Below are 15,490 nucleotides of genomic sequence, written 5' to 3'. Positions count from 1 at the left end.
CTTGAGAACGGATCGAGTAAAGCACTGCTTTGCCCGTTTGCAAGACGAGAGCTGTGCTCGAGTGGAGGACAGGGCTATTTTTTGCCAATATATGGCGAAATTGTCTAACCTAGAACGACTAGGCGTCAAAAATTTCACTGCGTATTGTCTAAAAAATAGTCACTGCGAGTACCACATTTGAATGTTCAACAGACCCTAAATGATACGCATAAAAAACCCTCATCAAATTGATGAGGGTTTTGGCAAATGCCATAATTGAATCAAAGTTGACTCAAGAAATTTACTACTAGAATGTGGCTCTCCAACCTGGGCTCGAACCAGGGACACACGGATTAACAGTCCGTTGCTCTACCAACTGAGCTATTGGAGAATAGGCTGTAAGTAACTAATCGCTTACAACGAGCCTTAGAAGTCTCTAACGAGTTCTTGCTAAGTGGGGCGTATTCTAGCAAAGTTAAAAAATACGTCAAGCCTTTTTTGCATAATTAGTAAAAATTATCATTTTAATGACGAGATAGCGTGTTTTTCCTAGTTATGCCTAAGACTCGCGTAAAAAAGACGCCCTATAGAATGTATAGGGCGTCTTTTTATGAACAGCGGTAAGACTCGTTGCTATTTACGATTTATTCAGCAACATCTAAATCAGCCACTGCTTTTTCGATACGCGATAGGGCGTCTTTTAACGTCGCCTCATCAGTAGCGTACGAGATACGCATATAGCCGCCAAGACCGAACGCATCGCCAGGTACGACTGCCACGCCAACTTTGTCCAATAACCATGCTGAGAATTCAGTACATGACGATAGGCCAGCCGCTTTGATGAGCGGTACGATATTTGGGTATACATAGAATGCGCCATCAGGACGCAGGCAAGTAATGCCTTTAATGGCATTTAGACCATCTACGACTAGGTCACAGCGTTTCTCAAAAGCGGCTACCATCGGCTCTAGTACGCTCTGATCACCACTGATAGCAACTTCGGCAGCCACTTGGCTGATTGATGTCGGGCATGAAGTAGACTGTGACTGTACCTTTTTCATCGCGCCAATTAGCTTAGCAGGGCCACCCGCATAGCCGATACGCCAGCCCGTCATCGCATACGCTTTAGACACACCGTTCAAGATAATGGCGCGATCTTTTAGCTCAGGTGCCGCGTTTAAGATATTGTAGAACTTATCGCCTGTCCAGCGGATGTGCTCGTACATATCGTCTGAAGCTACATAGACTTGTGGATGCTTTTTCAATACTTCAGCGATGGCCTTTAGCTCATCTAACGTATAAATCATACCCGTTGGGTTAGATGGGCTATTTAATACTAACAATTTAGTTTTATCAGTAATCGCTTCTTCTAGCTGCTCAGGAGTAATTTTGAAATCTTGTTCAGCTGGGCATTTGACGATGACTGGCACGCCTTCTGCGATGATAACCATGTCAGGATAGCTGACCCAATATGGTGCTGGGATGATGACTTCGTCGCCAGGATTGATAAATGCTTGAGCAAGGTTAAAGAATGACTGCTTACCACCGACCGATACTAGGATTTCGTTTGGCTCATAGCTGATGTCGTTGTCACGCTTGAATTTTTCGATAATGGCTGTTTTTAGCTCTGGCGTACCATCGACAGCTGTATATTTAGTAAAGCCATTATTGATTGCGTCGATTGCTGCTTTTTTGATGTGTTCAGGGGTATCAAAATCAGGTTCACCAGCGCCCAAACCGATAATATCTTTACCAGCTGCTTTTAGCTCTTTGGCTTTATTGGTAATCGCTAGCGTAGGTGATGGTTGGATGTTGTTGACGCGGTCAGACAGTTGCAACTCGCTCATGAGAGATCCTTTTTATATGAGGGTGGGGTTGGTGAAAATCTGATATTAATTATATAACGTTTTCATTGCTATCAGGACAAGATGTCATGCAGTTTGAAAAAAGATAGTGTTATCTTACCTTGATACGGCGGTCATTCGATTATAGATGATGGTGATGATGCATCGGCAAACGACGCGATTGCTAGTTTTTGCATTATAGCATGCTGATATTGAGCTGTCTTATGATGCTAGTAACAGAATCTTGTGTTGTTGCTTGTGATAGCAGGGTACTTGTAAAAATGACAAATAACACGCTGAGATTAAGCTTAAGCCCATATGATTGCGAAGACACAACAATAAACCTGTAGCCGACCACTATAATTATTTAGATTTGTTAAATAAAATGGCCTATAGATTAATGAAATGCGACCAATGATAGCTGCGAAGAATAACAATAATAGCTAGCTGTTATCAAAAATCTAAATTTTCATTGAGCAATCAGTTTAAGAGCATTAATTCTATATTATAAAAATACTTAAAAAGGATATTTACGATGACAGATTCTACTGAAAAATTACATATTCTCATTACTGGGGCGACGTCAGGCATTGGTAAGCAGTTGGCAAAAGACTATCTGCTAGCAGATCATCATGTATATGCAGTTGGCCGTGACGACGAAGCGTTGGCCGAGCTTAAAGCGTTAGGCGCAGAAACGATTGATTTAGACCTCATGGATCGAGAAAAGGTCATCGAAGCTTTTGAAAAAATCGACAATGTCGATCTAGCGATTTGCGGTGCTGGCATGTGCGAGTACTTAGATATGCCGAACTTTGATAGCAGTGTCTTTATGAAAGTGATGTCAGTCAATATGGGTACCTTATCGCATGCGATCGAAGGAGTGCTGCCAAAGCTAATCGCTTCAAAAGGTCGCTTGGTCGGTATCGGTTCAGCGTCTGCTTATGTGCCTTTTGCGCGCGCTGAGGCCTATGGTAGCTCAAAAGCTGCTATCCATTATCTGATGAAGACCCTACAGATTAGCCTTGCTCCGCATGATGTGTCAGTTAGCTTAGTCGTACCTGGCTTTGTTGAGACACCGATGACCAAACAGAATGACTTTCCGATGCCATTTATTCAAACGCCAGCGCAGGCCAGTCACGCCATACGTGATGGTATCGAAAGCGGGCATGAGGTGATTGAATTTCCAAAAAACTAACCATGCCTTTAAAAGCATTGGGTACGTTGCCTGATTTGGTCTGGCAGCAAGTTAGTGAAAAACTTAATAAAAAGTAATCTACTATCAATAGAACTCTTAGCCAACATATCGACAGAAAAACACAGAAGGGAATGATTTTATGCCTTTTACTATGCCTTTTACTCGTTTCAAGCGTGCAGGTAACCAAAAAAATGCTACCAAGGTTGCAACAGTTTCTGACCATCAGACTACCCCAAAACGTATCGCTATCATCGGCTCAGGTATATCAGGACTGACATGCGCCCATTATCTAGGTACGCAACATGATGTGACGGTGTTTGAAGCCAATGATTATATCGGCGGGCATGTAAATACGATTGATGTGGCACTACAAGACGGTAAAAAAGCAAAGAGTAGCAATGTAGAGAGTAGTGCGATAGATACAGGGTTTATTGTCTTTAATGAGCGCACATACCCGAACTTCTTTCGTTTGCTCCATGAGTTGCAGGTGCCTTTTCAGGCAACGGACATGAGCTTTTCTGTCAAAAATACTGCACGTAATTTTGAATACAATGGTCATACGCTCAACACTTTATTATCACAGCGCAAGAACGTACTCAATCCGAAGTTCTGGCAATTTATCAAAGATATTTTGCAGTTTAATAAGCATATCAAACAGCTACGCCAAGATTATGATAGCGCGCGCGACCAAGGACAAGATGTCAGTAGCTTTGCAGAGCAAACGCTCGGTGGTTATTTGGCACAAAAGAAATATGGTCAGCTATTTACTGATAACTATCTATTGCCAATGGTCTCAGCCATTTGGTCAACCAGTTTAGATGAAGTACAAGAATTTCCACTAGTATTTTTTGCACAGTTCTTTGACAACCACGGGTTGCTGGATGTGGTCAATCGTCCGCAGTGGTTTACGATAAAAGGCGGCTCAAAGCAATACGTCAATAAACTGATTCCGCGCTTTATCAAAGCGGGTGGCAAGATACGGGTCAACAGCCCAGTACAGTCGGTGGTTCGTGATGGCGATCAAGTAACTTTGACGGTACAGAATGCTTTGACAGTGCAGGATAAAGATAACGCTGACAATCGTAGCGAAAATCTTGTATTCGACGAAGTTATATTTGCTTGTCATGCAGATACCGCACTAAAGATTTTAAAGGATGCGAGCACCGATGAATCTGAAGTATTAGGTCATTTTCGCTTTACCAAAAACACGGCTGTACTGCACACCGATACCAGTGTTTTACCTAAGAAACCACTGGCATGGGCAAGCTGGAATTACTTAATAGATGAGACAATTTCAGGCAATACTAAGGATGAGCAAGCGGCTGGAAACGCACAGATACCTGCAAAGCCAGTGCTGACGTATCACATGAATATCCTGCAACGCTTGACCAAAAAACACAATTATTTGGTCACCCTAAATCCAGCTGTAGACAACAAAAGCGTCGATGATAAGCAGATAATTAAGAGCATCGATTACAGTCATCCAGTGTTCGATCTTGCGATGATTGAGGCGCAGACTAAATGGTCGAGTATCTCTGGTAACGGTTCGCACACACATTTCTGCGGGGCTTATTGGTTTAATGGCTTTCATGAAGATGGCGTACGCAGTGGCCTACGTGTCTGTCAGGCGCTCGGTCTTGATATTGATATAAAAGACGAGGTTGACCCAGCCCATTTACCTGACGCTGATAGCGCACATACGCCGTTTCGTTATAAAGACTTACCTATAAAAGCGGATACCAAATTACGTAGGTTGAATAAGCGCGAAATCACCATAGCGACAACCAATCAGGAACTGGTTGAGTATGCTAATCGTTTGCAGAGTTCAACTGCTGATACGAGCCAATATAAGAAACGTGGCTTATTCGGTCGCCGTAAAACCAAATAATATTACGATTAATTCTGTTATGTATTCTAAGTGTTTTGAAAGATTTTCCATATAAAGTGTACGCCGTACACAAGAGACTATTTATGACCATGTCCGCCCAAGATACCAATGCTACGCCAAGTCATGAGTCTTCTTATGATACAAATGCATTGCCGCATCAGCTGTTTGAGGGTACGACATGGCACAGTCGGCTGCTACCTAGTGTGAATAAATTCGTTTACCCTTATCGCTACTGGGGCGTCAATATTAGCGCATTGGCGACAGGGCAAGAACTTCCTGAAATTAGCACGGCGTCATTTGACGAGAGTAAGTTTTTAGAAAAATTACCATTACGTAAAGTATTACCGAAAAAGCTACTGGCGAAAGGTCTGCCTCTATTTTCAACAAAGAAAAAGGCGCTACAACGATTCTGTCCGGATGACTATCTACAGCATACTGACCTACAGAGTACCAATAGCCTAAGTAATAATGAAAGCCTAAATGACAATGAAAACATAAGTAACAATAAAGATATTGATAGCAATTTGCGGTCTAATCAAGCATTGAAGCAGCGTCTAAGCCGAGCATTCGAGAAATATGCGGGGAGCGCACCTGAAGGCGATATGTTGGGATTGCTCGTCTGCCGTAATGCGGGCATGTACTTTAGCCCAGTTAACTTTTATTTAGGATTTGATGCGCAGCAAACGCCCACTCATCTATTGGCTGAAGTGTCTAATACACCATGGGACAAGCGTCATTACTACGGGTTTTTGTTAGAAGGAGAGAATTCTGAGTTCCGTCATGACAAGGACTTTCACGTATCACCTTTTAACCCTATCGATCAGCTGTATCGCTGGCAGGTAAATGTAAAACGTACTAAAACTGATGAGCAACTTAATACTGGCTTACAAGTGCGTATCGCTATCAATATCAGCGATGAGCGCGGTGAAGTGCTAAAAACTGGCATAAAGATATCAGGCGTACCGATGACAGAAGAGGCTGTTCGTCATAGCTTGCGAAAAAACCCTCTGATGAATATAACGTCCTTAACCCGTATTTATTGGCATGCGTTTAAGCTCTATGCGATTAAAAAGGTGCCGTATATCAACTACGATGAAAAATTGGCCGACAGTCAACAGAAAAGTAGACAGTAGAAAAGCAGTATCGAGCGAAAAAATGTCTTATAGTTCTAGCAATTTTTAAATATCAACAAACCAAAAATATCGTCAATGTAATACTAAAAAATAAAGCATTTAAATAAGGATAAATACACGATGCCAGCACGACCGACCGATCGAGCACCAGTCACAAAACTAGAAAAATTAACTGCTCGTGTGAGCAAAGTAGTTAATGAAAGTGCTGTACTACAGCCAGTCAGCAATAGTGTGAATAACTTAGCTAGAAAACTTATCTTTCGTGCGTTACAGCACGTTCAGTTTGGTAGCCTCACGCTGATTGAAACATTTGACGAGCAGGAACCTAAGACAAGTAGCTTTGGCAAAGTAGCTACTAATGACACTAGTAGCTCGGCGGTTGGTCGCCATTCACTACATGTGACATTGCAGATTCATGATTCTGCTGTTTATCGTCAGCTGCTTTTAGGAGGCTCTATCGCGCTAGCAGACAGTTATATCGATGGTGAGTGGGATACGGATGATCTGACAGGTTTGATTCGTTTGGCGGCTCGTAACTTAGCAGTGCTCAATAAACTAGAGAATCGTTTTGCTGGTATTAGTAAAGCATTTGAAAAAGCGAAGCATCAGCTACGTAGCAATGACAAATCTGGCTCTAAATCCAATATCCTAGCGCATTATGATTTGGGCAATGACATGTATGAACGGTTTTTGGACGATACGATGATGTACTCATCAGCAGTTTATCCTACACCTGACGTGACGCTTAGCGATGCTCAGCAGCATAAACTGTCGCTTATATGTCAACGTTTACAGCTTAGTGCTGATGATAATGTGATTGAAATCGGTACAGGGTGGGGCGGCTTTGCTATCTTTGCGGCCAAGCATTACGGCTGCCATGTGACCACCACGACTATCTCTGATGCCCAGTATGATGAAGCACAGCGACGAGTCGAGGCAGCAGGTCTGTCTGACAAGATTACATTGCTTAAGCAAGATTACCGCGAGCTGACAGGTCAATATGACAAGTTAGTCAGTATCGAGATGATTGAAGCGGTGGGGCATGAGTACTTACCGACTTTCTTTGCTAAGTGTAATAGCTTACTCAAGCCAACAGGTCTTATGGTATTACAGGCCATCACCTTTAACGATCAGAATTATCAAGACTATATCGATTCAGTCGATTTTATCCAAACGCATATTTTCCCAGGTGGTTGTCTGCTCTCAAACCAAGAGCTGACGACCCAATTTACTGAGCAGACCGATATGGTCGTCAAACAATTGCATGATTATGGCTTTGATTATGCGTACACACTGCGTGACTGGCGTGCTGCATTTATGGCCCAGCGTGCAGAGATTCAAGCGCTTGGCTATGACGATGCTTTTATCCGCCTATGGCAGTTTTACTTTTGCTATTGCGAAGGTGGGTTTTTGGAGCGCACGATAGGTGTGGTACAAGTTACTGCGGTGAAGCCTAACAATATCGATACGCTACATTTTTCTGATTTGCCATCTGCCGTCTTAAATCATAAAACGGTTTTGAATGATGAGACATTTAGTGAAGAAGATAGGGCAGACACAGCATCGGTATAAGTTAGGTGATACAGATATGGTTTGTTCATAACATACATAGGTCTCATACTGCATTAACAGTTTGAGACCTATGTATTGAAAAGTTCTACGATGCTTGCAGGGCACGCTTATCACGAAGACCTGAATAGCGTGTTACCGCCAGTGCTATTAAAGAGATGATAGCACCGATCCAAGCCGTGTCTTGCAGTGACATATTTTCAACCACGCTACCACCGATGATGGAGCCTAGTGCAATACCGATATTAAATGCAGCAATATTCAATCCAGAGGCAACATCGACGGCATTTGGCGTATATTTTTCAGCTTGTTTGACTACGTAGATTTGTAGGCCTGGTACATTACCAAAGGCGAAAGCACCCCATACTAAAATAGTGAGTACAGCAGCAATCTTGGATTGCATAGTAAAGGTGAACAGTAAAAGAATGACACTTAAGGCGCTAAATATAATGCTAAGCGCACTAATAGGGCCGCGTTTATCTGCAAGTTTTCCGCCCCAGATATTACCGATTGCAACGGACACGCCGTACATGAGCATGATAAGCCCAATGGCTGATGGTGCAAATTTGGTCTGCTGTTCTAAGATAGGGGCTAGATAGGTAAATGCCGTAAACGTACCGCCATAGCCAAGGATAGTCATTAGATAAACTACCAGTAGTTGTGGTTTTACAATGACTTGTAATTGTTCTTTGAACGTTGCAGGGATAGATTTCTTAAGGTTTTTCGGTACCAATATTGCGCTACCGATTAAAGCGATTAAACCCAGTACTGAGACGACCAAAAACGTAGCGCGCCAACCGAAATGCTGTCCAATCCATGTACCAAGGGGTACTCCAGTGACGAGCGCCACGGTAAGCCCAGTAAACATAATGGCAATCGCGCTGGCTTCTTTTTCTTTACTGACAAGGCTGGTAGCAATCATGGAGCCAATAGAGAAAAACACACCATGCGCCAGACCGGTCAAGATACGGGCAAGTATTAAGGTTTCATAACTTGGTGCTTGCCAAGCCAGCAAGTTGCCGATGACAAACAGACCCATTAGGCTCATCAGTACTATTTTGCGATTCCAGCGGCCAGTGAGTGCGGTAAGTATAGGGGCACCGATGGCAACACCGACAGCATATAGGCTGACGAGTAACCCTGCGGAAGGCAAGCTCACGCCTAGATCTGCGGCAATAGTTGGTACCAGACCAACGATGACAAATTCGGTTGTCCCAATTGCAAATGCGCTTAGAGTAAGCGCCCATAAAGCGAGTGGCATAACGACATCCTAATAATTAAATGATGCGCGTAGTTTGACGGATTTATAGTTTGCAAAAACAGCATAAATGACAAAATGCTTTTGTCAATTTTGTAAAGGTAATCATGATGATGGGACATGCTAAAACAGAAGACATAGAGATATTTTTGACGGTAGTAGACACGGGCAGCTTTACTGGCGCTGCCAACTTACTGAATCAGCAGGTTGCCAAAGTATCTCGTGCGGTGTCCAGACTCGAAGATACGCTGCAATGCACACTGCTAAATAGAACGACACGGCGCTTGGAGCTGACGGAGGAAGGGCATGTCTTTATAAGATATGCGCGTGAGAGTTTAAATACGTTATATACCGGTGAAGAAGCGATTAAGCTGTTAAAACAAGCGCCAAGTGGGCATTTACGGATTGACGCCGCGAGCCCGTTTGTCTTTCATCAACTGACCCCTTTGGTTGGTGATTTTGTGGCGCAATATCCACACATTACTCTCGACCTTACCTCACATGACAATATTATTGATTTGCTTGAGCACAAGACAGATCTGGCTATCAGAATTGGCGACTTAAAAGACTCAAATCTGCATGCACGTCTATTAGGTAAAAGTAAGCTGCGGCTAGTAGCCAGTCCTGAATACTTACACCAGCATAATGAAGTGACTCATATTGATAATTTGAATGTTGATGATTTAAGCACTCATAAATTAATTGGCTTTAACGATGCGTCAAAACTAAATAGCTGGCCACTAAAAACTCCAGTGAAGCTCAATTTTCATATGACTGGCAGTAGCGGCGAGACCTTACGTCAGCTATGTTTGAATCATCAGGGTATCGCTTTACTGTCACATTTTATGATTGGTGAAGATTTAGAATCTGGACGATTGGTTGAGGTATTGCCCGAGGCGATAGTCAGACCAAATAACCGCGAAGCCATACAGGCGGTATATTACAAAAACAGTGCCGTATCTTCGCGTATTCTGGCATTTTTAGACTTTATTCAACCAAGACTGACACTATAAATTTTATCCGTTTTTATTCATTTTATAAGAGGTAATATCATGGGTTACGTTTTTATTTATCTCGCTGCTGTGGTTATATTTTTGGGTGTCGATGCTGTCTGGCTAACGACCATGAAAGGCGCCTTTTATGAGTCGCGTATCGGGCATCTATTGGCTGATGAGCCGAACATGATGGCGGCTGGCGTGTTTTATATGTTTTATATATTAGCGCTTTGTATTTTGGTTCTATATCCGCAAATCAAAGCTGGCGCATCCGTGGGTCATATCTTCTTACTCGGCGGGCTGATTGGCTTGATGGCTTATGGCACATACGACTTTACCAATTTAGCACTGTATAAGGGCTTTACGCTAGATACAGCGTTGGTAGATTTTGTTTGGGGTGGTATTTTGACCGGTTCGGTTAGCGCCATAGTAGCGTGGCTTGCGTATCGCTTTCATTGGTTAAGCTAATGCTTATATCTTGGCCTATATAACGCTGTTTAAATAGCCCTGATTTACACAATTTAGACTGTCCAATGACAGAGGTCTGTTTGTGCTATACGGCGACCTGCTGTATAAATGGTAGACATAATAAATAAGTGTTAACCCATTAAGGACTATTATGCCGCAATACAATACCAGCTCCACTGCTAAAAAAGCCCCATTAAACCATGAGCTATACATGTCAGTACTTATGACGCCTGATATGGCGAATTTCATTGGCAATGTGCATGGTGGGGATTTGCTCAAGATGCTTGATCAGGTCGCTTATGCTTGTGCCAGTCGCTATAGTGGTAACTATGTGGTGACACTGTCTGTCGATCAGGTGATGTTCCGTGAGCCGATATATGTGGGCGAGCTGGTTACTTTTGCAGCCAGTGTCAATTATGTTGGTAATACCTCAATGGAAGTAGGTATCCGCGTCGAAGCAGAAGATGTGCGTGGTCGTACTGTTCGTCATACCAACAGTTGTTACTTTACGATGGTGGCTATCGATGACAATGGTAAACCAACCTCTGCACCGCCACTCGATATCAAAAACAAGATGCAGCAATGTCGAGCTGATGCGGCCAAAGAACGAAAAAAGCTGCGTATGGAAAGCTCACATCGTCCAAGTTGTGATTTCGAAGAGATTAACAAGCAGTTTAGCGAACACGAAGTAGATGACAAAAAATAGCCTAAGTTATTTAAAGCTATCTAAAGTTATCTAAAATTTTATAAAGTTATCTAGTTTTATTGAATTAATAATTCATACAACGACTCACTAAAAAGACACTGATATTGTAGAGCGCTTATCTTAAGCTGATGTATGTTTCAAGCCATTTATCTACGGCAAAAATTCTACTATCAATACCTTATTTCAGTGAGTCTAGCATGAGTCTAAAGCCATCTATTGCTAATCCCCAGCGCCATCTACCAGCCTCTCCTAAATCGCAAACACCTCGTGCGCGTGGGGCAGGCAATCCTAAAATTCCAAGTGACCCTGAACTAAAACATACCCTTAATCAAAGCCCTGAAACCAACGATGAGCATTCAGGCTCACTCATTACCGTGTTGATTGCGGTCGGGGCCAATCTGGTTATCGCAATCGCAAAAACAGTTGCCGCCTTTATGACAGGCTCAGCCTCCATGATTGCAGAGGCAGCTCACTCATGGGCGGATGCTGGCAATGGTACATTGCTCATCGTCGCAGAAAAAAATCCATCAAACCTGCTGATAAAAGCCATCCGTTAGGCTACGGCAAAGAATCTTATGTTTGGTCGATGATTGCTGCTTTTGGGGTATTTACGGCAGGTTCGATTGTCTCTATCTATACCGGTATCAAAGAATGGAACGCTACTGAATCTGAGACTAATTATACGATTGGCTTTATCGTATTGGCAGTGGCGTTTGTGCTCGAAGGGATCTCATTGGTTCAGGCATACAGACAAAGTAAGAAGCATGGTGAAGCGCTTGATATCAGTGCACTTGGCTATGTCGTAGATACGTCTAACCCAACGTTGCGCGGTGTATTCTTTGAAGATTTAGCAGCAGTTGTCGGCTTGGTGATTGCCGCTGCTGCTATGGGTATGCACGCTTATACGGGCGAACCGTATTGGGATGCATTAGGGTCTATCATTGTTGGTCTACTATTGGGCGTCGTCGCCATATTCTTAATCAGTCGCAACCGAGATTTCTTAGTCGGGCATAGAGTCACTGACCGGATGCACGAATACGTTTTGAGCGAGCTGCTGAATCATCCAGATATCGATAGTGTGTCCTATCTGCACCTAGAGTGGGTCGGCCCAAAAAAGATATTTATGGTGGCGGCAGTAGATATCGCCGGCAATCAAAAAGAAGAGCATATCGCTCAGAAGTTTGAAGAGATTGAAAATCTATTCAGAGGTAATCCAGTCTTTCAAGAGGCTATCTTGACACTGTCCGAACCTGACGCTGAGCTGCTAAGTTTAGAGAATATTTGATATAAAGGTTTAATAGATTAAGTATAGTTAAGTCTTTATAAAATCGATACAGCCCATATCATGAAACAGTTTAGGTAGATTATTCTCCATCCATCCTTGGCGTAGAAACTTAGCCTGTGCCCATTTTTTCTCGATAGGGTTTAGATCAGGGCTGTACGGCGGCAGCCATAAAATACGATGACCATGTCTATTAAGTAGCTTTTGAATACGCTTACTCTTATGAAATCGAGCATTATCCATGACAATCACGCATTTAGTTTTAAGACTTGGGATTAGCGTGTATTTGCACCAGTGGTAGAATATGCTGCTGTTAATATTGTGTTCAAAGTAATCAAGCGCAAATAGCATTTTTTCATAGAGAGCTCCGATGACATTAGTACGTCTCGAAGCTTGCCAGTTGTAGCTATCGATACAGGGTTTACCAATCGGTGCATAGCCATGAGAACGAATGGTTTCAGCCTCAAAGCCGCTTTCATCCATATAGACAATGGGATAGCCTTGCTGCGTAAAGCGATCAAGCCTACTCTGGAATATCGCTCTTTTTATCGGACACGCTTTTGGATGTTCCAAGGTCTTTTTTTGACTGATACCAAGACGCTTTAAAGCATTAAAGATGCCCGTTTTACTACAGTTCAAGCGACGAGCTCTTTCATAGTTATAATCATCTGGGTATCTTTTTACGTCTTCAATCAATGCGTCATCAGGTATTTTAGTCGGTGCTTTATTTCTGGTTGTTTTAGGCGCTAATTTCTTCTGCCAGCTGTGAATGGTGCTGGTGCTAAGTCCATAAAATAGCGCAGCTTCTCGTATGGTCATACCATCAGTGATGCTAGAAAGTACCTGTTTGCGATAGTCTATTGAATAAGTCATCGTTTATTTCATTAAATGCAATTGTTAATAGGGTTGTATCGGTTTTATTTGGATTAGACTATATGTGGTAGAGGAATCATATTGAATGGGTAATCCCCCGAAAAATAAGAACACTTAAAAATAGAGAATAACTGCTAAAATAAACCAGCAGGAGAATCCTATGAAAAAGACACGCTTTAGCGACAACCAAATCGTTAACATCCTCAAACAAGCCGAACAAGGCGTTCCTATCGTCGAGCTTTGCCGAGAGCATAACATCAGCCAGAGCACCTTTTATAACTGGCGCTCAAAGTATGGCGGCATGGACGCCTCTTTGATTGCTCGTCTCAAAGCGCTTGAGACTGAAAATGTCCGCCTTAAGAAGATGTATGCCGATGAATGCCTAAAGTCCGACATCCTACAGGACGCTATGACAAAAAGTGGTAGCGCCCCAAAGGCGCAGACAGCTCGCTTGTCACTACATTGACGCGCGTAGCATTAGCATACGCCTCGCTTGTCGTATTTTTAACATCAGCGTCACCTGCTACTATCACCAGTCCGTAGCAACCGATGAGAATAAGCAAATAGCTGACCTACTTATAAAACTGACTGATGAGAATAAGAACTGGGGCTTTGGATTGTGCTTCTTAACCCTGCGCAATGTCATGGGGCTGCCATACAACCATAAGCGCGTGTATCGCACCTACTGTGAGCTTGAATTGAATCTTAGAATCAAACCCAAGCGCCGTATAAAGCGCAATAAGCCTGTACCACTGGCAGTACCTGATAAGATCAATCAAAGCTGGAGCATGGACTTTATGCATGATAGCTTAACAGATGGTCGTGGCTTTCGACTGTTTAATGTGATTGATGACTATAACCGTGAAGCACTGACAGTAGAGATTGACTTCTCGCTACCAGCTGGGAGGGTTATACGTAGCTTGAACCAGTTAATTGAGTGCCGAGGTAGACCTGTGCAGATAAGATGTGACAATGGCCCTGAGTATATCAGTAATGCACTTAAAGACTGGGCTGAGCAGAAAGTCATCACGATTAGTTACATTGAGCCTGGCAATCCACAGCAAAATGCTTATGTGGAGCGCTTTAATAGAACGATGCGCTATGATTGGTTAAATCAGGAGCTGTTTGATACTCTTGATCAAGTACGCACACAAGCAGAGGCTTGGTTATATCACTACAATAATGAGCGCCCACATATGGGCAATGGCGGCTTTACGCCAATACAGAAACTCAATCAAGCGGCTTAATTCTATTTATTAGGTGTCTTAGGTTTGGGAGGGTTACCAATGCTTTTAAGTATTCTTTTTAAATTAACAAAACGCTAAACACAAAAAAGCCGTCAATCATGACGGCTTTTTTATAACTTTATAACTCTAGTACTTAGTGACTAGTCGAATTAAATACTATTAGTTCTTTGGTGCGTTTGCGCCGATGAACCATGCATCTTTATCGACAATGCGGCTAGCTTCTGTAAATAAGTCAGCGGTGTCTTCATCACCTGCATCGCCAGCTGTGGCAATTGCTTCACGCAATGTCTCTGCGACTTTTTTATAGCGGCTAGTTAACTCACGTACATGCTGATCTACCTCAGTGATGTCGGTTGGATAATCATCTAGGATAGACTCTTTGACTACGCGACTTGCCAAACCGTTTGGTTGACCACCTAGGATTACAATACGCTCCGCGATGGTATCTGATACTTCAAGGATACGATCTGACGTCTCATCTAGTAATTGATGCACACCGATGAAGCCAGTACCTTGTAGATTCCAATGGCACTGTTTACCATCTAAGGTTAAATCGATAACGTTTGCTAGGTTAGCGTTTAGCAAATCAATCATTTTTTTCGCAGTTTCGTCTGAAATACCACTTGCGTAACGTTCTCTCATATTTTACTCCGTCATTTATTTAAAATTATTATATTGAATGAAAGTTCAATGTATTTTTATTGGTCTTCTATTCGATGACAAGCAAGTTACAGCTAATGATACGAATTGCTATAAAGCTATTTGTTCACTAGTACTGAAAAGTCATCAACTTGTTAATTCAAGAACGATAATAGCAGCTTAATTCAGTGTTGGAACCCTTGAGTGTTAGGCTTTGTTAGGTGGTCGTGTAACGAGTTTGTTAACCGTGAAAAGCTTTGTAAATTTATCGAATACTGTGTGCGTTTTTTATAACGATGTAAGTTTTATCCGCTAATATTAAACACTAACTCTTGATAAACCGTACATTTATATACTCACTTTTTGGGCAGCGAGAGAGCGTTTCGACTATAGGATAAGACTTCTTATTTTCCT

Annotated in this window: 12 protein-coding genes, 1 tRNA gene and 1 pseudogene; 9 read left to right on the top strand and 5 right to left on the bottom strand. The window is 42.5% G+C overall.

The window, feature by feature from the left end; all coding sequences use genetic code 11:
* Positions 1-294 precede the first annotated feature (294 nt).
* Positions 295-370 (bottom strand) — tRNA-Asn (locus ACOBWA_RS10300).
* A gap of 253 nt (positions 371-623) precedes the next feature.
* On the bottom strand, positions 624-1,826 hold the full coding sequence (locus ACOBWA_RS10295; protein WP_201569818.1) for a pyridoxal phosphate-dependent aminotransferase: 1,203 nt from the start codon (positions 1,824-1,826) through the stop codon (positions 624-626).
* A 532-nt stretch (positions 1,827-2,358) separates the two neighbouring features.
* Between ACOBWA_RS10295 and ACOBWA_RS10290 the strand changes: the two genes are divergently transcribed.
* The 4 genes from ACOBWA_RS10290 to ACOBWA_RS10275 all read left to right on the top strand — a co-directional run bounded on the left by ACOBWA_RS10290 (position 2,359) and on the right by ACOBWA_RS10275 (position 7,611).
* Positions 2,359-3,018: an SDR family NAD(P)-dependent oxidoreductase gene (locus ACOBWA_RS10290; protein WP_420229292.1), complete on the top strand. Its 660-nt coding sequence runs from the start codon at positions 2,359-2,361 to the stop codon at positions 3,016-3,018.
* A gap of 139 nt (positions 3,019-3,157) precedes the next feature.
* Positions 3,158-4,906, top strand: a complete 1,749-nt coding sequence (locus ACOBWA_RS10285) for an NAD(P)/FAD-dependent oxidoreductase (RefSeq protein WP_420229291.1) — start codon at positions 3,158-3,160, stop codon at positions 4,904-4,906.
* 83 nt (positions 4,907-4,989) lie between these two features.
* Entirely contained in the window at positions 4,990-6,039 is a 1,050-nt protein-coding gene (locus ACOBWA_RS10280) for a DUF1365 domain-containing protein (protein WP_420229290.1), read from the top strand.
* Positions 6,040-6,159: 120 nt separating this feature from the next.
* Positions 6,160-7,611, top strand: a complete 1,452-nt coding sequence (locus tag ACOBWA_RS10275; RefSeq protein WP_420229289.1) for a class I SAM-dependent methyltransferase — start codon at positions 6,160-6,162, stop codon at positions 7,609-7,611.
* An 85-nt stretch (positions 7,612-7,696) separates the two neighbouring features.
* On the opposite strand, the gene ACOBWA_RS10270 is transcribed toward ACOBWA_RS10275, so the two are convergent.
* A complete protein-coding gene (locus ACOBWA_RS10270) occupies positions 7,697-8,869 on the bottom strand; it encodes an MFS transporter (protein ID WP_420229288.1) in 1,173 nt (390 codons plus the stop codon).
* A 104-nt stretch (positions 8,870-8,973) separates the two neighbouring features.
* On the opposite strand from ACOBWA_RS10270, the gene ACOBWA_RS10265 reads away from it, so the two are divergent.
* The 4 genes and pseudogenes from ACOBWA_RS10265 to ACOBWA_RS10250 all read left to right on the top strand — a co-directional run bounded on the left by ACOBWA_RS10265 (position 8,974) and on the right by ACOBWA_RS10250 (position 12,320).
* A complete protein-coding gene (locus ACOBWA_RS10265; protein WP_257019964.1) occupies positions 8,974-9,879 on the top strand; it encodes a LysR family transcriptional regulator in 906 nt (301 codons plus the stop codon).
* Positions 9,880-9,918: 39 nt separating this feature from the next.
* Positions 9,919-10,329, top strand: coding sequence for a DUF2177 family protein (locus ACOBWA_RS10260; protein ID WP_057760908.1), 411 nt, complete (start codon positions 9,919-9,921; stop codon positions 10,327-10,329).
* A 151-nt stretch (positions 10,330-10,480) separates the two neighbouring features.
* Positions 10,481-11,035 carry an acyl-CoA thioesterase gene (locus ACOBWA_RS10255; protein WP_420229287.1) on the top strand — a complete coding sequence of 185 codons (555 nt, stop codon included), beginning with the start codon at positions 10,481-10,483 and terminating at the stop codon, positions 11,033-11,035.
* A gap of 128 nt (positions 11,036-11,163) precedes the next feature.
* Positions 11,164-12,320, top strand: a pseudogene (locus ACOBWA_RS10250) (cation diffusion facilitator family transporter).
* Between the two features lie 27 nt (positions 12,321-12,347).
* Here the strand turns inward: ACOBWA_RS10250 and ACOBWA_RS10245 are convergent.
* Positions 12,348-13,190, bottom strand: a complete 843-nt coding sequence (locus ACOBWA_RS10245) for an IS630 family transposase (protein ID WP_420229286.1) — start codon at positions 13,188-13,190, stop codon at positions 12,348-12,350.
* Positions 13,191-13,350: 160 nt separating this feature from the next.
* On the opposite strand from ACOBWA_RS10245, the gene ACOBWA_RS10240 reads away from it, so the two are divergent.
* Positions 13,351-14,437 (top strand): IS3 family transposase gene (locus tag ACOBWA_RS10240; RefSeq protein ID WP_420229285.1). Its coding sequence is split into 2 segments (ribosomal slippage): positions 13,351-13,604 and positions 13,603-14,437, totalling 1,089 coding nucleotides; the frame shifts between segments, so codons are not numbered across the junction.
* A 159-nt stretch (positions 14,438-14,596) separates the two neighbouring features.
* Here ACOBWA_RS10240 and dps read toward each other — a convergent pair.
* Positions 14,597-15,079 (bottom strand): DNA starvation/stationary phase protection protein Dps, encoded by a 483-nt coding sequence (gene dps, locus ACOBWA_RS10235; RefSeq protein ID WP_101206410.1) that lies wholly within the window; start codon positions 15,077-15,079, stop codon positions 14,597-14,599.
* Between the last annotated feature and the right edge of the window lie 411 nt (positions 15,080-15,490).

This window comes from Psychrobacter sp. ER1 (assembly GCF_048631835.1).
Taxonomy (GTDB): domain Bacteria; phylum Pseudomonadota; class Gammaproteobacteria; order Pseudomonadales; family Moraxellaceae; genus Psychrobacter.
This window is presented reverse-complemented; position numbering and strand designations above follow the sequence as displayed.